The 17,764-nt window shown below is 56.8% G+C and carries 13 protein-coding genes; 3 read left to right on the plus strand and 10 right to left on the minus strand.

Annotation, left to right across the window (positions count from 1 at the left end; translation table 11 throughout):
* Nucleotides 1–112: 112 nt before the first annotated feature.
* The 8 genes from glk to RBB77_RS23365 all read right to left on the minus strand — a co-directional run bounded on the left by glk (nt 113) and on the right by RBB77_RS23365 (nt 10,961).
* Nucleotides 113–1,159, minus strand: coding sequence for a glucokinase (gene glk / locus RBB77_RS23330; RefSeq protein ID WP_353064092.1), 1,047 nt, complete (start codon nt 1,157–1,159; stop codon nt 113–115).
* The gene (pgl, locus tag RBB77_RS23335; protein ID WP_353064093.1) at nt 1,160–1,957 is read right to left on the minus strand and encodes a 6-phosphogluconolactonase; all 798 of its coding nucleotides are present in this window, start codon (nt 1,955–1,957) and stop codon (nt 1,160–1,162) included.
* A gap of 172 nt (nt 1,958–2,129) precedes the next feature.
* Nucleotides 2,130–3,677 carry a glucose-6-phosphate dehydrogenase gene (zwf, locus tag RBB77_RS23340; protein ID WP_353064094.1) on the minus strand — a complete coding sequence of 516 codons (1,548 nt, stop codon included), beginning with the start codon at nt 3,675–3,677 and terminating at the stop codon, nt 2,130–2,132.
* A 103-nt stretch (nt 3,678–3,780) separates the two neighbouring features.
* Nucleotides 3,781–4,686 (minus strand): phosphogluconate dehydrogenase (NAD(+)-dependent, decarboxylating), encoded by a 906-nt coding sequence (gnd, locus tag RBB77_RS23345; protein ID WP_353064095.1) that lies wholly within the window; start codon nt 4,684–4,686, stop codon nt 3,781–3,783.
* A gap of 13 nt (nt 4,687–4,699) precedes the next feature.
* Nucleotides 4,700–5,332 carry an HAD family hydrolase gene (locus RBB77_RS23350; RefSeq protein WP_353064096.1) on the minus strand — a complete coding sequence of 211 codons (633 nt, stop codon included), beginning with the start codon at nt 5,330–5,332 and terminating at the stop codon, nt 4,700–4,702.
* Nucleotides 5,329–6,180: an oxidoreductase gene (locus tag RBB77_RS23355; protein ID WP_353064097.1), complete on the minus strand. Its 852-nt coding sequence runs from the start codon at nt 6,178–6,180 to the stop codon at nt 5,329–5,331. The genes RBB77_RS23350 and RBB77_RS23355 overlap by 4 nt, the downstream gene beginning before the upstream one ends.
* A 218-nt stretch (nt 6,181–6,398) precedes the next feature.
* Nucleotides 6,399–8,396: a transketolase gene (tkt, locus tag RBB77_RS23360; RefSeq protein ID WP_353064098.1), complete on the minus strand. Its 1,998-nt coding sequence runs from the start codon at nt 8,394–8,396 to the stop codon at nt 6,399–6,401.
* 108 nt (nt 8,397–8,504) lie between these two features.
* Entirely contained in the window at nt 8,505–10,961 is a 2,457-nt protein-coding gene (locus tag RBB77_RS23365; RefSeq protein WP_353064099.1) for a glycoside hydrolase family 15 protein, read from the minus strand.
* Between the two features lie 199 nt (nt 10,962–11,160).
* On the opposite strand from RBB77_RS23365, the gene RBB77_RS23370 reads away from it, so the two are divergent.
* Nucleotides 11,161–11,778 carry a superoxide dismutase gene (locus RBB77_RS23370; protein ID WP_353064100.1) on the plus strand — a complete coding sequence of 206 codons (618 nt, stop codon included), beginning with the start codon at nt 11,161–11,163 and terminating at the stop codon, nt 11,776–11,778.
* A 90-nt stretch (nt 11,779–11,868) separates the two neighbouring features.
* Here RBB77_RS23370 and RBB77_RS23375 read toward each other — a convergent pair whose 3' ends face one another.
* Nucleotides 11,869–12,930 carry a hypothetical protein gene (locus RBB77_RS23375; protein WP_353064101.1) on the minus strand — a complete coding sequence of 354 codons (1,062 nt, stop codon included), beginning with the start codon at nt 12,928–12,930 and terminating at the stop codon, nt 11,869–11,871.
* A 593-nt stretch (nt 12,931–13,523) separates the two neighbouring features.
* On the minus strand, nt 13,524–15,356 hold the full coding sequence (gene typA, locus RBB77_RS23380; RefSeq protein WP_353064102.1) for a translational GTPase TypA: 1,833 nt from the start codon (nt 15,354–15,356) through the stop codon (nt 13,524–13,526).
* Between the two features lie 207 nt (nt 15,357–15,563).
* On the opposite strand from typA, the gene RBB77_RS23385 reads away from it, so the two are divergent.
* Together RBB77_RS23385 and RBB77_RS23390 are read left to right on the plus strand one after the other, a co-directional pair.
* Nucleotides 15,564–16,244, plus strand: coding sequence for a cysteine dioxygenase (locus RBB77_RS23385; protein WP_353064103.1), 681 nt, complete (start codon nt 15,564–15,566; stop codon nt 16,242–16,244).
* Nucleotides 16,245–16,293: 49 nt separating this feature from the next.
* Entirely contained in the window at nt 16,294–17,760 is a 1,467-nt protein-coding gene (locus RBB77_RS23390; protein ID WP_353064104.1) for a circularly permuted type 2 ATP-grasp protein, read from the plus strand.
* Nucleotides 17,761–17,764: the final 4 nt, after the last annotated feature.

Below are 17,764 nucleotides of genomic sequence, written 5' to 3' on the forward strand. Positions count from 1 at the left end.
TTAGCTATAACCCCTTTGAAATGAGGATTTTGCAGGAGGTAAAATCAGCAAACCATTCAAAATAGGATAGTTATCTATACCAACCCCCGGGGGGCACCCCCCCAAGCGATCCCTAGGATGATTGAAGTGAAGCAGCACGTTCCGAGTAGCCAGAGTTCTCCGATGCCCGTGCCTCTGCGTAAGCCGCCGCACCCAACAGGGCGCAGGTGTCGTCGAGAATCACGCGAACCGGGACTGATTCAACCAGAGGCGACAGCCGCCCCTTGTCGATAAAGGCCTGGGTAAACGTGCCGTTCTTCAGCGTCTTCAGAATCTTCGGAGCGATGCCCCCGCCAAGGTACATCCCACCGGTCGCAAGCACCTGCAAAGCCATGTTGCCGGCCTCCGCGCCGTAGGCTCCGGTGAAGATCTTCATCGTCTCGAAGCACAGCGAACTCGAGCCGTCTTCCGCGCACTGACCGATGACTGCGTTCGGGTCCTCGGACAGCATCCGATCGTGAAGCCAGCCCGGTTCGTTGATCTTCTCCACGTCGCGCAGGAAGGTATAGACATTTTTGATTCCGATGCCGGAGACAACCCGCTCCCAGCTCACCCGCCCTTTGAGGGTGTTGCGCAGATACTCTAGCAGCGCGATCTCGCGATTGCTCCGCGCAGCAAAGTCAGAGTGACCACCCTCGGACGGAATCGGACGATGCTTCTTGCCATCCCAGATCAGCAACGCCTGTCCGAGACCGGTGCCCGCCGCCATCAGGCCCGCATGCCCGGTGGCCTCCGGGTCGCCATCGTGCAGCGTGAAGATGCTCTCCGGCGCAAGCTCGGGGATGCCGTAACCGTTCGCTTCAAGGTCGTTGATGAGAGAGATATGAGGAATCGAAAGAGACTTGACCAGATCGCGCGTATCCAGGATCCACGGCAGGTTCGTCAGCTTCAGGCGCCCATCGCGAACCGGCCCCGGGCATCCGAAGCAAGCCGCAAGAATATCTTTGCCTTGAGTTGTATTGGTCCCATCGCCAGCGAGAAACTTGAGAACCACCTCGTCCAGGCTTCCAAACTCATGTGCCGGAAACTTCTGGTCGCGGATCGGGTGCAATCGCCCATTTGCGAAGTCGTACAGTGCAAGGTGAACCTTCGTTCCGCCAACATCACCAGCGAGAATCATCTATTTGAGCTCCAAGGTACCGGTCGAACCGGAATTCGGCGGTGCTGGCAGCTTAGCCGCTGCAGCCGCGTCGAGCAAGAGGGTCAGTTGTCCGCTAGCGGGTCGAATCAGCTGCGAGGGGTGGACCTCAGGCTGATATGGACCCAGAAAAACATCGTGCAGCACCTGCGTTTTGCCCGCACCTTCAATCAGAAACGCCACCTCCCTGCCCTGGTTGATCACAGGCCAAGTCAGCGTGATGCGCCAGGTGTCCTTCTGAGGAACGTGATTTGGAACCACGATGTGGCTCATCTCGTTCAGCGCCTCGGTGTGGGGGAAGAGCGAAGCTGTATGCCCATCATCACCCATACCAAGCAACACCAGGTCGAAGGTAGGGGTCTCCGCGCCTTCGAGCTTGAACGAATTACGAATCGTCGACTCGTAACGCGCCGCCGCAACCTCAGGAGCAAGCTCGCCCTCCATCCTGTGGACGCGTTCGGCCACCAGCGGAACCTTCGAGAGCAGCGCCTCGTTGGTCATGCGGTAGTTCGACTCAGCATTGTCAGGTGGTACGCAGCGCTCGTCGACCCAATAGAGCTCGAGCTTGTCCCACGGTACCTGCTTCAGAAACGGCTCAGCAGGATCCGCCAGTTGGCCGAACATCGTCTTGGGCGTTGTGCCACCGGAGATGGCAATGCGAGCCAAACCACGCGCTGCGGCGGCCTTCACCACGGCATCCGTAAACAGCTGTGCTCCGGCGCGAGCCGTGGCCGCCGGTGTTGGTGATACTCGATAGGTGACCGAAACAGGACGTGGCATAGGGATCTCGCAAAGGTGAAATGGAAGTACGAACAACCCTTGAAACGGATGAACTCCGGAACGAGTTTCACACGTTCCGGAGTCCAACCGAACATTTTGATGCATAACCACTAAAACCGGCGTCTTGTCAGAATCAGAGATCCGATCTGCAGTATGCCGTCTCGCGAAAGCTCTACAGCGGCTGCCACTTCCGGCCATCCTTCGCCAGAAGTTCATCCGCGCAGTCCGGCCCTTCGGAGCCCGCTGCGTAGTTTGGAAAGTGCTTGCCTTCGACCTTGGCCCACGCCTCGAGGATCGGTGTAAACAGCGCCCAGGTCGCCTCAACGCCATCGCGGTGCGCAAACAACGTCGCATCGCCAAGCATCGCATCGAGCAGCAGCCGCTCATAACCGTTCGCCGACGACTTGCCGAACGCATCCGCATAGCTGAACGCCATGTTCACCTGCGCCAGATTCGTCGTCGGGCCAGGAACCTTCGCACCAAACTGCAGCGAGATCCCCTCGTCGGGCTGAATCCGCATCGTGATGACGTTCGGCTCGATGTTGTCGCCGGTGCTGTTGGACTTGAACAGGTGCAACGGCGGCTGTTTGAAGACAATCGTCACTTCTGTCACGCGCTTCGCCAGCCTCTTCCCAGCGCGAAGATAGAACGGAACCCCGGCCCAGCGCCAGTTCTCGATCTCAACCCGAATCGCCGCAAAGGTCTCAGTGCTCGAGGTCGGAGAGACGCGATCTTCCTGCCGATAACCAACAACGTCCTTGCCATCCACCTTGCCCGGACCATACTGTCCACGCACCGTGTTGTTGACGGGAATCCCCTCAATCGCACGCCACACCTTCAGCTTCTCGGTACGCACTGCCCCAGCCTCGAACGAGTCTGGCGGTTCCATCGCCACAAACGAAAGAACCTCCATCACATGGTTCTGCAACACATCGCGAACAGCACCGGCCTTCTCATAAAACGGTCCGCGCCCTTCGATACCAATCGACTCAGCAGCCGTGATCTCGACATGGTCAATGTAGTTACGATTCCAGACCGGCTCAAAGATCCCGTTACCAAAACGAAATACGAGAATATTCTGAACGGTCTCTTTGCCAAGATAGTGATCGATACGGAAGATCTGATCTTCGGCCAGCACATCGTTGATCTCGTCGTTGAGCTTTCTCGCCGACTCAAGATCAGTGCCAAACGGCTTCTCGATGATCACGCGCACCCAATGCTTATCCCCAGCTTCCGGCTTGGCCATGCCATGCTTGCCCAAACGTCGCGTAATGTCCGCGAAGAACTCCGGCGCGACTGCAAGATAGAACAGTCGATTGCCCTTGGTGTTGAACTTGCCATCAAGCTCTGCCAGATGCGCCTTCAGTTTGTCGAATCCGGCGTCATCGTCAAACTCTGTCGCAAAGTAGGAAACGCGATCCATAAACGGCTTCAACTTCGGATCATTCTCCTCAACTCCGCCGCCCTTCATAATCCCGTCTTTCATATCAGGACCAAACGTAGCGCTCAGGTCGCGACGCGCAACACCGACCACCGCGAAATCCTTCGGCAAAAGTCCCGACTGATCCAGGTGATAAAGCGCAGGCAGAAGCTTGCGCTTCGTAAGATCACCCGAAGCGCCGAAGATAACAACGATGCATGGCTCTGGAATGCGCTCACCCTTCTTGGTGGCATCCGCCGCCGCTGCCGATACGCCAACTGGTACTGTGCTTGTGCTCATAATCTGCTCCTTACAAAACCTTCCATGCTGTGCCCACAGATAAACCGCCAGGCGTTGGAGTTCAAAGTACGCGCCGGATCCGTCCCGCGCACGTCCAGCAAAACTACGACTTCTTCACGTCGTGACCACCAAAAGCTCCTCGCATAATCGAGATCATGCGATCCGTAAAATTATTCTCCTCCCGCGAGCGAATACGGCGAATCAACGACTCCGTAATCACCGGCGCGGAAACGTTCAGATCGATCGCCTCCGTCACCGTCCAACGCCCTTCGCCCGAATCCGGAACATAAGCCTCCAGCCCATCCAGCGTAGGATTCTTCGCCAGCGCATCGGCCGTCAAATCCAGCAGCCACGAACGCACCACCGAACCCTTCTGCCAGATCTTCGATATCTGCGTCAGATCGAGATCCAAAGGCTTCTTCGCTTTCATGATCGAGAAGCCCTCTGCATACGCCTGCATCATGCCATATTCGATGCCATTATGAACCATCTTCACGAAGTGACCAGCACCCGAGGGCCCAACATGCCCCCAGCCCTCGTTCTTTGCAGGAGCCAGCGTCTCGAAGATCGGCCTCAACCGCTCCACCGGCTCCTTATCGCCGCCGATCATCATGCTGTAACCCTCTTTCAAACCCCACACGCCGCCCGAAGTACCGCAGTCAACGTAGTTGAACCCTTTGTTCGTCGCCTCTGCATGTCGGCGCTGCGTATCTTTATAGTTCGAGTTACCGCCATCGATAAACGTGTCACCCTTCTGCATCAGCGGCTCAAGCTTCGCAATCGTCTGATCGACCGGATCACCCGACGGCACCATGATCCACACCGCGCGGGGCGCAGCAAGATTTTTTACCAGTTCTTCGAGCGAGTTCACTCCCACCGAACCGTTCGCCGTAAGCTTCGCTGTCGCGTCTTTATTGAAGTCGAAGCCAACGACCTTATGACCTGCAAGACGTAGCCGTTCTGCCATGTTGAAGCCCATCTTGCCAAGTCCGATAATTCCCAGTTCCATCTATCTTCCTTCCTTATGCGGCGCGTAGACCGAGTTGTGCAAGCTCATCTCTGAGCTGAGTTGGTGATTCAAAGCGAATCGCCCGCATGCCGAGAGATCCCGCGGCAATACAGTTTTCAACGTTGTCATCGATAAAAAGAGCGGTCTCCGCCAGATGACCCGAGATCTCGATCGCTGCGCGATAGATTTCAGGATGCGGCTTCATCTCATGCACGTAACCGGAGCAGATGAAATAGTCAAAGAAAGGCCTCAGTCGAAAAGCATCCAGCCGGTGCTCATTCAGTTCGCGGCTTTCATTGTTCAGCGTCGCCAGCTTATACCGGCTCGAAGTGCCGAGCTTCCCAAGAATGTCTAAGCTCTCCGGATGAAGGATCTTGCTTTCAGCGCAGACCTGCGGCCACAATTCACTGAACGTGATATTTGGGTTTTGATTCAGAACAGTCAGATTGAAGAAGTGCTCAGCCGTTGAAAGCCCTCGCTCCCAGAAGTAGTTCGCTTCTTCATGACGCGACTCGTAATCGGCCAGATCCACGCCGAGCCTGGTCAAAACTTCCTTCCGCTGGCCTCTATCCCACCCATTAGTAAGCAAAACCCCACCTACATCCCAGAAGATCGTCTTGATCTTGATGTTCGAGGAAGATCTCACTTACCCTCCGGAAAATCTGCCCCGACCGTCACCTGCTCCCACGCAGCGATCTCCTTTTGCCAGTTATCCAGCTTGCCGCGAAATCGTTGCAGCGCGCTACGACCCAACAAAAGATGCAGCGGCGGATTGGGAGTTTCGACGACCTGAATCATCGCCTGAACCGCACGCACAGGATCGCCCGGCTGCTTCCCATCATTCTCCACGAAGTACTTCCGCATGTTGGCAGCAGTCTTGTCGTAGTCCGCGATCTTCGTCTTCGCAATCACTCCAGAGCGGCCCAGAAAATCAGTGCGGAACGGGCCCGGTTCAATGACCGTGACATGTATCCCCAGTGGCGCAAGCTCCGCAGCCAGTGCCTCCGAAAGCCCTTCCACTGCGAACTTGGTCGCGTTGTACATCCCGATGCCCTGGCCGCCGATCAGGCCGCCGATCGACGAAAGGTTGAGAATGTGTCCGCTGCGCTGCTTTCGAAGATGAGGCAGAAAAGCACGCGTGACCTTCAAGAGACCGAAGACGTTGGTTTCAAACATCGGCATAAATTCCGCCTCTGAAACCTCTTCAATCGCACCGGCAACCCCATAGCCCGCATTGTTCACCAGAACATCCACCTGGCCGAACTGCGCAAACGCCTGGGTCACTGCCGAATCCACTTGACCGGCGTCGGTCACATCAAGAGCTAAGACCCTCGCCGTCTGCGGATATTGTTTTTCTAAATCTGCAACCTTGTCGAGCTTTCGAGCTGTCGCAACGACCTTACCGCCAGACTTAAGAACCCCTTCGGCGAGGAGTCGGCCAAATCCGGTGGACGCTCCCGTGATGAACCAGACACGTTGAATCGATTGAGTCATGATCTCCAATGCTCCAAAGGCTGCGTCTCTCGGGCCAACTCGATGAAATTCGCTCGGCTCCGACGAGCAACATCGCTCCTGCAATCAGCCTTCATAGTGTTCAGGATAAGATGCTCGGGCCTAGCCGCAAGGCGCAAATGAGTCGCAATCAGGCTTGAGTAGACACGGAGTATGTTGCCAAACGGTAAAAGGCGGGGCAATCAGCCCCGCCTTCTCGTCTACTTCTTCACCAGCTTTTTGGCGTGCTCCACTACGTTCGCAACGCTGAAACCTAGCTTATCCAAAGCGATCGCTCCAGGTGATGAAGCACCGAAACGATCCAGGCCGATTACACCGCCGTTATGGCCGACGTACTTGTACCATCCCAGCGTTGCGCCAGCTTCTACGGCCAGCTTCGGCGTAGCTTCCGGCAACAACTTCGCTTTGTACTCGTCGCTCTGCTCGTCGTAGATATGGAAGCTCGGCATCGAAACAACAGTTGCGTTGATGCCCGCGGCCTTCAACTCTTCAGCAGCCTTCGTGATCAGTCCAACCTCGGACCCAGTCGCGATGAGGATCAGATCCTTGCCATGCGAAACCACTTCGTACGCACCGAAGCGCGCACCAGCACGTGCAATCGTCGCATCGATCGTCGGCAGATCCTGACGCGACAGCGCCATGAAGCTCGCGCTCTTGCGCTCCAGCGCCAACTGCCAGCAAGCCGCTGTCTCATTCGCATCCGCCGGACGGAAGTCAGTGAGATGAGGAATGACACGCAGGCTCATCAGTTGTTCGACTGGCTGGTGGGTCGGTCCATCCTCGCCCAGTCCGATCGAATCGTGCGTGAAGATGAACAAAGAGTGCAAGCCCATCAGCGCAGCCAGACGCAGTGCATTGCGGCAGTAGTCCGAGAACGTAAAAAATGTCGAGCCAAACGGAATCAATCCACCGTGTGCTGCCATGCCATTCACCGCCGCGCACATGCCGAACTCGCGCACGCCGAAGAACACATTACGTCCCGCAGGGTCCACATGAAAACTTGGTGAATCTTTGAAGATCGTCTTGGTGGAAGCAGTCAGATCGGCCGCACCACCAAAAAGCTCCGGCACCACGTTCTCAATCGCCTGCATCACAGCTTGTCCGGCGTTACGCGTGGCCATCGGCTTCTCAGTGGGGAAGGTCGGAATCTTCTTCTCCCATCCCTCGGCCATCTTGGCCTTGATCGTCCGGTCAAACTGAGCCGACGGTTCCGGATAGGCCTTCGCGTACTCCTCAAACTCCGCCGTCCACGAAGCATGCAGGTCTTTGCCGCGCAGCTTGATCGTGTCCCAGTTTTTGCGAGCCTCGTCGGGAACGTAGAAGCTCTTGTCCTCAGGCCAACCAAGGTTCTTCTTGGTCTCCTTCGTTGCCTCAGGTCCCATTGCCTCACCGTGAACCTTGTTCGTGCCGGCCTTCGGGCTGCCATAACCGATCACTGTGCGCACGCGGATCAATGAAGGCTTCGCCGTCTCAGCCTTAGCAGCAAGAATCGCCTTCTCAATCGCTACCAGATCGTTTCCATCAGCAACATACTGAACGTGCCAGTGGTAGCCCTCGAAACGCTTGGTCACATCCTCGGTGAACGACAGCTCCGTCGGTCCATCGAGGGAGATCAGGTTGTCGTCGTAAAGCACAATCAGCTTGCCGAGAGCTAGCGTTCCGGCCAGCGAAGCAGCCTCGTGCGAGATGCCTTCCATCATGTCGCCATCACCGCAGAGCACATACGTGTGGTGATCGACGATGTTGTACGTATCGCGGTTGTAAACCGCAGCCTGATGCCGTTCAGCGATCGCCAGGCCGACTGCCATTGCGAAACCCTGTCCAAGCGGTCCAGTCGTAACCTCGACACCAGGAGCCTCGCCTCGCTCCGGATGCCCCGGAGTGTGCGAACCCCACTGCCGGAACTGCTCCAGCTGCGACATCGGCAGATCGTAACCAGAGAGATGAAGCGCACCGTACAGCAGCGCCGAAGCGTGTCCGTTCGAGAGAACAAACCGGTCCCGATCGATCCACTGCGGATCGGACGGATCGTGCTTCATGATCTTGTGGTAGAGCAGATAAGCGATCGGAGAGCATCCAAGCGGCGCTCCTGGGTGCCCCGACTTTGCCTTCTCCACCATATCGACGGCGAGAAAGCGGAGGGCGTTGATGGAGATCTGGTCAATTTCGTGCTGCTTCGAATCCTGCTGTTCGCTCATTATTCCTCTACCTTTTATTGAGAGATTCGTGAACCGTTCACGGTGCTGAATCTGGAAGATTTGGTCAAACTCTAACAGTGTACTAGCGGGGCCGGACTTGCTGCATCCTTACACCTTGGTAGATGCCGGAACCGCATTGATAGCAACATCAATATTTCGTCCCAGCCAACGATCCTGCTGGTCCTCTACCGGGTACGCAAGCGTAAACGTGATCTTGCCTATCTGGTCGGCTCCCGTTGAGATATCCACAAATGATCCGGAAAACCCTACAGAGCGCGATTCGACCCTGAGTGTCGTCGCCCAGTTGTCATACGTGTAGACGGCATAAAAAGACTCCCGGTCGACGATGCGAAGCGTGTGTCCCGAAAGGAGCGAGCAGATGGGCCGGCCTGGCTCGAATATCTCGATATGGTTACTAAACGTGCGCTTTTCATTCGCGACGGCATAGCGGTCTTCCACAGCCTTGATCCGATCAAACACCCGCCCATCGGCCGCCGAACGCAGTAGCTTCAAATACTCTGCATGAGCCCATACTAGCGGTTGAGCCGAACCGGCCGATCGACCCCGATACATCCCTCTCGAAGGAATATCGTAATAGTCCCAGACCTGTTCAGGAAGCATTCCACCAACCGAACTGAACTGTTCGATTGCCTTGATGTACTGGCTGAAATCGCTCCCCGCACAAAGCTCGTAGTGTCCTCTCTCGCCGGTCAGAATCGGCCACGCGCGGCCCTGCCCTGAACCGTCATACGGGCCGCCATCCTTCTTTTGTCCGTATCCGTCGTGGTTGTAGCGCCGCCAGGAGTCTCCAAATGGCGTTTCGATCTTCAGAACGTGATCGACCACCTTCAGCGAATCGACGATCAACGGATCATCCGGCCGCCGAATCCCATACCGCACAAGCTCCAAGAAGCCTCCATCGATCACCTCGCGGGCCTCGAACACATTCCTCTCGCCAGGCTCACGATTATTAATTCGAATCATCCCCGGGGGCAGCGAGACATCATGAAACGGCTCCCCCTTGGCTGGCGGACGGATTCGCATGTAATGATACTTCACATCCGGATGCAAAACGCCCTCGGTCGTAGTAGTCCACTCATCCAGATGCGCCTCAATCCAGTCCGCATATGTCTCCAGATAGTCTGCCAACTCCACCGACTCGCGATCCCGAGCAATATCCGCCGCGCAGATCAACCCGGAGATCACCGCCGCCAGCGTCGATGGCGAATACCCCGCCGCCTCCTCCCAGCGTTCCTGCTGTGTCACCGGAGCATACCGCACCAGAAACGCCGCAGCCCGCTCGACAAACGGAAACACGTCAAAATTCCCCAGCCCATTTTGCTTCCAAAGACGCCACGCCAGAATGATCGGAAACGCAACCTCGTCCAGCTGAATCCCCGTCCAGTAAGGGGTCCCATCAATCCAGAAATTCTGTGCAAAGCTTCCGTCCGGCTTCTGCGTACACGCCAGATACACCAACGCCCGCAGCGCCGTATCGGTCCTCCCACACGCCAGCAGAGCACTCGCCGTCTGCACCATATCCCGAGTCCAAACCAGGTGGTAGCCGCCCAGGTCCGAGTCACCCTTCGACGCTCCCCACGGCACCGAGGCCGACGCAATAAACGCGCCCGAGTACGTCTTATCCTCATGCGTCAGCAGCACATTGTGGCTAATCCCCATCAGCTTGCCGCCGTCAGTCGACGCCTTCGCCAGCCGCGCCGGCGAGCTCACCCGTTTCCACTGATCCACAAAGCGCTTCTGATGATCTGCATAAGGCGTCGCCAGCGTCTGCATCATCTGCGCAATGGCAGCGTGATGACCGTCGCCAAACGAGATCGCGATCGTAAACTCCGGATTCTCCGCAATATCGATCTCGCCCATAACGGCGAGATTGCCGTCGAGAGCCTGACCAAACTGCCAGCTCATTCGCATGTCCTGTGTCAGATTCTGGAAGCCGTCGCTGGAGCCAACATAACCACACGAAGACCTGATAAAACCGCAGCTCGCGCCAAAAGCCAGTGAGGTCTCGCCCTTCCACGCCAACACACACCGCTGTCCCGCCACATCGATCGATCGAGCCGAGTTCCCCGCTCCGCCACCGTTGAGATGAGGCGCCAGCAGCGCGTAGCACTTCAGCCGCGACAGAACCTCTTTATCCCCGCTTATCTTCACGTTCATCAGCACTACCGGATGATGCGGATCGCTGATGAACTCCTTGGTCACCGTGTAACGACCATCCAGATCGCTCGCTACAACCCTGACCGCAGGCGCAGCGCTATCGATGTAATGGAAGTCATATTCGAAGTTGCGCTTCTCTTCGTGGATGAAAGTCTCGCCATCGCTGAACAGCAGCTCCATATCGCGAGTCTGCGGACGGTCGATCGTCGGGTAATAGATCTCGTTCAAGGTTCCGTGCGAAACCGTAAACCACACACGACTCGAAGCCGCATAGGCGGTGGCTACAGCATCCTTCTCGCTCGAAGTCCAGCGAGGTTCCAGCCCAGGAGCCCCAAATGCGGGTCCATCGTCGTCAAGCCAACGGTAAGAAGCGGTTAGGTCGTTCATTTGTACCTATTAGAGCGCAAATCTCCGACCTTGGTTACATTCCTCCGTCAACGGGCGATGAATCCGCAGGTAGTCTATGATTTTGGAGGGTCAGGCGAACTTCCCGAGTGCATCGCGCGCCCTCCGGACAGCATCGAACTCAGTCAGGCGGTCAGGATCCTCCTGACTGACACCAACGAACGACGACAGGAGAACTACTGTGGCCTACGAACTACCACCTTTGCCATACGATTACGCGGCGCTTGAGCCCTCCATCGACGAAGCCACGATGAAGCTCCACCACGACAAGCATCACCAGACCTACGTCACCAATTTGAACGGCGCGGTAGAGAAGCACCCCGAGATCGGCAAGAAGTCGCCCGAAGAACTCATCAAAGACCTCGCCAGCATCCCCGAAGACGTGCGCAAGGTCGTCCAGAACAACGGAGGCGGCCACGTCAACCACACCATGTTCTGGCAGATCATGAAGCCCAAGGGCGGTGGAGAACCCAGCGGCGACATCGCCGCGCAGATCAAGGCCGACTTCGGAAACTTCGAAGACTTCAAGAAGCAGTTCAACGAGACCACAGCCAAACAGTTCGGCTCGGGCTGGGGCTGGCTTATCTTCGAAGGCGGCAAGTTGAAGATCGTCACCACGGCAAACCAGGACAATCCCATCTCACAGGGCCACTACCCCATCCTCGGCAACGACGTGTGGGAACACGCCTACTACCTCAAGTACCAGAACAAGCGGCCAGACTACCTCGCCGCGTGGTGGAACACCGTGAACTGGGACGAGATTAACAAGCGCTTCGCCACTGCCAAAACTCACAAGTAATTGAGCAGTTCTTGAAACGCACATCCGGTGCAACGTAGATTCACGTTGCACCGGAACCGTCCACCAATTCGAAGCAATCGATACGGTCTCTTACTTCGGCCCAGACCCCGGAACAACCGCAGTCGTTGGAGTGACGGTGTTCGTATTACCCCACGAGCCCGTCGCATTTGAACTTCCGCTCCCTGTGGCCCCGCCGATCACAAACTGCTTCCACATCCGATTCTGGTTGTTGACGCCCTCCGGAGTTCCAGCCTGATCCGCGCTGTTTTGTCCGCAGGCACTCGTATGCCCCGGCTTTACCTCAAGTGCGTTGAGGTAGTTAGCGAAGGACGTATAAACCGCGGCGCCCCACTTCCAGTTGATCGTCACTCCGGCAATGCCACCCGTGTCGAAGGTCCCGTTCCAGCTCACCCTCGTGCCGCCTCGCAAACCGGCCGACGGCACAGGGACACCTGTAAGAAAGATCTCGTCGTCTCCCCTCATGGGAACAGTAGTGAGCCACGTATTGGTCATCGTACTGAACGTCGTGGAAGTGCACGTCGCCGTCGGCGAGAAGGTGATCTGAGCGTTAGGAACCGAATTCATGAAGGGCAACCCGGTCTCTTCGTTCACGATCTTGGAGCTGGTGAAGGTAATGACACCGCCTGTTTTGGGCACGCCCGTTACGCTGAAGTTCGCGTTGAACCACACGTAATTGCCCTCTTCGATCGAAGACCCGTCGAAACTCTCGGTGTCGATTCCCTTGCCGGAGGTCTTGGGCGGCGGAGGTTGAGCGCCACAGGTAAGGCTCGTCGGCGAAAACTGGATCGGAATCGTGTTATGTCCCACCAGCGAGGCGGTTCCGGTGAAGGTGTAACTACCTACCAGCGGAGGGAACGAGCCCCAGATCGTTGCGTCGAAGACCTGGCTCGCAGTCGCCGTAAGGGGTATCGAGCCCACGATGGGAGGGCCGACCATAGGCGATGTTTCGAACGTGTAAGCGATCTCATATTTCGTCCCCGGTGAAAGCTCGGAGGCCGATACCGAAAAGCTGTACGAGCTACAGGTAATCGTAACGTTGGCGGTGTCCACGTGGTTTGCGAAGACAGGAGTCGCACCTAAAGCAATCAACCCCGCAATAGTGCCGCAAGCAATTCGATATCTTTGAAACATGATCACGCCTCTCTCGATTAGCCTCTTCAACTTCGCCGGGCTTCTTCTCAGGTGCGAGTTACTTTCGTGCAACAGAAGACACACTAACTATGCAGTCACCCACTAGTAACTGCACTACAACTTTGTGGTGATGGAGGGCGCGAGCAATGTTCCCCAAGCCTTTGTCTCGCATAGAAACGTTTTCCAAAAACTGACCTTTGAGGGTGCCCCCCCCCCCGGTACCATTGCCTAAGTTATTTATTTTCAATTGCTTACATATTTTGACTCGCTGCAAAATCGTCATTCCAAAAGGGTTAGCGGCAAATTCGTCTTTACAAAGGAGTTACGACGCCTGAAACAGAAAAGCCCCGACCAAAGGCCGGGCCTTTTTGAGTTCTCTATCCAGTATAGCGGTTGGAGGATAACTAATACGCCACGCGAATCTTCAGGATTGGCGCGGGTTTTGACGGTTTTAGGGCTTGACAGGTTTTTGGGGACGGTTCAGCCACAGGGCCTTTGAACATGCGATCGGCAGAACTCTGGTTCTGAGGGACAACAATAAACAGGCTGGATCACCGTTTGAGTGATCCAGCCTGTGTGGAGATGTTACAGAGTTATTCGCCGGAACCCTTGCGTGGGCGGCGGTTGGCTTGCAGGACCTTCTTACGCAGGCGGAGGGACTTCGGGGTCACCTCGACGAGCTCGTCGTCGGCGATGAACTCGATGCACTGCTCGAGGGTGAGCTGCTTGTAGGGCACGAGGCGGACGGCGTCGTCCGAGCCCGAGGCGCGCATGTTCGAAAGCTTCTTTTCGCGGACGCAGTTGACGTCGAGATCGTTGTCGCGCGAGTGTTCGCCGACGACCATGCCCTCGTAGACTTCAACGCTGTCGGAGACGAAGAGGACGCCGCGGTCCTGAAGCCCTTCGAGCGCGTAGGCAGTGGTGGTGCCCTGGCGGTCGGAGATCAAAGCACCCGAGAGACGCTGCGGAATCTCACCCTGGTAGGCGATGTACCCGTCGAGGATGGAGTTCATGATGATGGTGCCGCGGGTCTCGGTGAGCATCTCGGAGCGGAGGCCGATGAGACCGCGAGAGGGGATGCGGAACTCCATGCGGACGCGGCCTGAGCCGTGATTGACCATCTTGACCATCTCGCCTTTTCTTGGTCCGAGGCGCTCGATGACGGTGCCGACGAAGTTTTCGGGGACGTCGATGGAGAGGTGTTCGACCGGCTCCATGACGGCGTCGTCGATCTTCTTGGTGACGATCTCGGGACGGCTGACCATCATCTCGAAGCCTTCACGCCGCATCATCTCGATGAGGATGCCGAGCTGAAGTTCACCGCGGCCGAGGACCTTGAAGGAGTCGGGCGAGCCTGTCTCCTGCATCTTGAGCGAGACGTTGGTGAGGAGTTCTTTGTCGAGGCGGTCGCGGAGATTGCGCGAGGTGACGAACTTTCCTTCGCGGCCTGCGAAGGGGGAGTTGTTGACATTGAACTGGATGGCGATAGTGGGATCGTCGATGATGATGGGCGGCAGCGGCTTGGGATTTTCGACGTCGCAGAAGCTTTCGCCGATTGTGATGCCGGGGATGCCCGCGATGGCGACGATGTCACCGATCTGAGTCTCTTCGATGTCGGTGCGCTTGAGACCGGAGAAGCTGAAGAGCTTGGTGATCTTGTGTTTGGTGAAGGTGCCGTCGATCTTGGCGACGTTGTACTCCTGGCCGGTGCGCATGGTGCCGTTGAAGACACGACCGATGGCTAGACGACCGAGGTAGTCGGAGTAGTCGAGGTTGGTGACGAGGATCTGGACGGCGCCCTCGGGCTCGCCTTTGGCGACGGGGATGGTCTGGATGATCTGCTCAAAGAGAGGCTGGAGGTCGGTGCCGGTGACGGTGAGGTCCTTGGTGGCGGTGCCCAGCTTGCCGTTGGTGTAGAGGACGGGGAAGTCGAGGACGGACTCGTCGGCGTCGAGGTCGATGAAGAGGTCATAGACTTCGTTGAGGACTTCCTGGGGACGAGCGTCGGGGCGGTCGATCTTGTTGATGACGACCATTGGGGTGAGGCCGGCTTCGAGGGCCTTCGAGAGCACGTAGCGGGTCTGGGGCAGGGGGCCTTCAGAGGCATCGACGAGGAGGACGACGCCGTCGACCATCTTGAGGGCGCGTTCTACTTCTCCGCCGAAGTCGGCGTGGCCCGGGGTGTCAACGATGTTGATCTTGTTGTCGTGGTAGTAGAGGGCGGTGTTCTTGGCGAGAATGGTGATACCGCGCTCTTTTTCAAGATCGTTGGAGTCCATGACGCGGTCGGCGACGGCTTCGTTGGAGCGGAAGGTGCCTGACTGGCGCAGCATGGCGTCGACGAGGGTGGTTTTGCCATGATCGACGTGGGCGATGATGGCGATGTTGAAGATGGGCGTAACAGCTATTGCGGTTGAGTTGCTCACTCGGGTTTACATCCTGTCTGGGCGCTTGATGATGGTTTTTTTGGGGAAGTGCGCGTCTCTCCTAGTTTACCGCAGTTGCGGGTGATTTGGCCTAAATGACGGAATCGAGAGGCGAATTGTAGCGGGAATTAACGGAATGCTTATGTTTGCCGCTGGTGGGGCGTTGCGATGCGGTTGAGATGAGTCGATGGGGGTTCAGGAGTATGCTTGAAAGGGACGGCAGCCAGCCTGGTGCCGGGTACGGTGAGCATGATGAACAAGGGTAGAACGATCGATGATACGCACCCGTTGCATACATCGGTTGGGGATTTTGTCGCGGGCCTGAAGGAGCTGGAGCGGGACCTGATTACGAAGGATCGGATTGCGGAGTATATGGCCGCGACGACCCTGCGGGCGGAGGCACTTCAGCACTACATCTGGTGGCGGGATAGTTTTTATACGCGGAATTTGATCTATCGGGATGAGTTGTTTGAGGTGATGACAATCTGCTGGTCGCCGGGGCAGAAGACGGCGATTCATACGCATAACGGGCAGCTTGGGTGGATGACGGTGTCACAGGGTGAGGTGCTGACGCACGAGTTTCACCATACGAGCTGTAACGCTCCGCAGAACCAGAACGTGGTGAATATCGATTGCATGGGTGGTGCGACGGAGCTTCAAATCGATAAGGTGCGGACGGTTGGGTGTGCGGAAGGGACCGGGATGGTGACGGTGGATAAGCTGCAGACAATTCACCAGATTGAAAACGCGGGCAAGGGTGGATGTATCAGCTTGCATGTGTACTCTAAGCCCTTTGATTCGTGTATTGCGTTTGATCTGGAGAAGCAACGGTGCTATCGCCGGCAGTTGAGCTACTTCAGCAAGGATGGGGAGCTAGTGGAGAAGTAGAGATTGAGTTTGGTGGCGTGGGGATGTGCCGCTATACTCAAGGCTCCCAATGCAACCAGCTCAATCATCCCAGTTCGAGCATGCGGCGCTGAAAAACTATCTGCTGGACCATGCTTATGATGAGATGTTCCTCGGGCAGGGTGACCTGCATCGGCACTGCGAGCCTTTGCTGGATCACTTTTTGTCGCTGCCTTCCGAGGAGTTGCAACGAAGGAAGCAGGCGGCCGATCTCAGCTTTCTGAACCAGGGCATCACGTTTACCGTGTATGGGCGCGAAGAGGGGACGGAGAAGATCTTTCCGTATGACCTGATTCCGCGAATCATTACAGCTGCCGAGTGGGAGACGGTTGAGCATGGGCTGACGCAGCGGATTACGGCGCTGAATCTTTTCTTAAAGGACATCTATAACGAGGGACGGATTCTGGATGACGGAATCGTGCCGCGTGAAGTGGTGTATAGCTGTAAACACTATCGCCGGCAGATGATGGGGCTGCAGGTTCCGCGGAATGTTTATATCGCCGTGTGCGGGACGGATCTGATTCGTCTGGAGAGCGGCGAGTTCGTGGTGCTGGAGGATAATCTTCGCGTGCCGAGCGGCGTCAGCTACATGCTGACCAATCGCAGGGTGATGAAGAGGATCTTTCCGCAACTGTTTCGCAGCTATAACGTGCGGCCGATTGAACAGTACACGCAGCTGCTGCTGGGGACTCTGCGGTCGCTCGCGCCCGAGGGACGTCCGGAGCCGAATATTGTTCTGCTTTCGCCAGGGGTGTTCAACTCGGCCTACTTTGAGCATGCGTATCTTGCCCGGCAGATGGGGATCGAGCTGGTGGAGGGGCGCGATCTGGTGACGCATGACAATGTTGTGTACATGCGGACGACGATTGGGCTGCGACGGGTGGATGTGATCTATCGGCGTGTGGACGATGACTTTATCGATCCGCTGGCGTTTCGTGGAGATTCAATTCTTGGAGTCGCGGGGTTGTTCAATGCTTATCGCGCGGGGAATGTGACGCTGGCGAATGCGTTCGGGACAGGTGTGGCCGATGACAAGGCGTTGTATGCGTATGTTCCGGAGATCATCAAGTACTACCTGAGCGAAGAGCCGGTGCTGAAAAATGTTGAGACTTATCTGCTGACGAGGCCTAAGGAGCGGCAGCATGTGCTGGCGAATCTCGACAAGCTGGTGGTGAAGGCGGTGGGCGAGAGCGGTGGGTATGGGATGTTGATTGGGCCGCAGTCGACCAAGGCGCAGCAGGAGGAGTTCGCACGGAAGATTGAGGCGGATCCGAGGAACTATATTGCTCAACCGACGATCTCGTTTTCGCGGGCGCCTTGTTTGATCGGTGATGAACTGCAGCCGCGCCATGTGGATCTGCGACCTTATGTGCTGTATGGCGATAAGGTGACGATTGTGCCCGGCGGTTTGACGCGTGTTGCGTTGAATCAGGGATCGCTAGTGGTGAACTCTTCGCAGGGTGGCGGGAGCAAAGATACGTGGGTGCTGAGTCAGTGAAGGG

The sequence above is a fragment of the Tunturibacter psychrotolerans genome, from assembly GCF_040359615.1.
GTDB lineage: Bacteria > Acidobacteriota > Terriglobia > Terriglobales > Acidobacteriaceae > Edaphobacter > Edaphobacter psychrotolerans.

What these genes read in the sequence shown, in the direction of transcription:
- glk (WP_353064092.1), bottom strand. Translation starts at nt 1,159, where the DNA reads ATGATTCTCGCTGGTGATGTTGGCGGAACGAAGGTTCACCTTGCACTG.
- pgl (WP_353064093.1), bottom strand. Translation starts at nt 1,957, where the DNA reads ATGCCACGTCCTGTTTCGGTCACCTATCGAGTATCACCAACACCGGCG.
- zwf (WP_353064094.1), bottom strand. Translation starts at nt 3,677, where the DNA reads ATGAGCACAAGCACAGTACCAGTTGGCGTATCGGCAGCGGCGGCGGAT.
- gnd (WP_353064095.1), bottom strand. Translation starts at nt 4,686, where the DNA reads ATGGAACTGGGAATTATCGGACTTGGCAAGATGGGCTTCAACATGGCA.
- RBB77_RS23355 (WP_353064097.1), bottom strand. Translation starts at nt 6,180, where the DNA reads ATGACTCAATCGATTCAACGTGTCTGGTTCATCACGGGAGCGTCCACC.
- tkt (WP_353064098.1), bottom strand. Translation starts at nt 8,396, where the DNA reads ATGAGCGAACAGCAGGATTCGAAGCAGCACGAAATTGACCAGATCTCC.
- RBB77_RS23365 (WP_353064099.1), bottom strand. Translation starts at nt 10,961, where the DNA reads ATGAACGACCTAACCGCTTCTTACCGTTGGCTTGACGACGATGGACCC.
- RBB77_RS23375 (WP_353064101.1), bottom strand. Translation starts at nt 12,930, where the DNA reads ATGTTTCAAAGATATCGAATTGCTTGCGGCACTATTGCGGGGTTGATT.
- RBB77_RS23390 (WP_353064104.1), top strand. Translation starts at nt 16,294, where the DNA reads ATGCAACCAGCTCAATCATCCCAGTTCGAGCATGCGGCGCTGAAAAAC.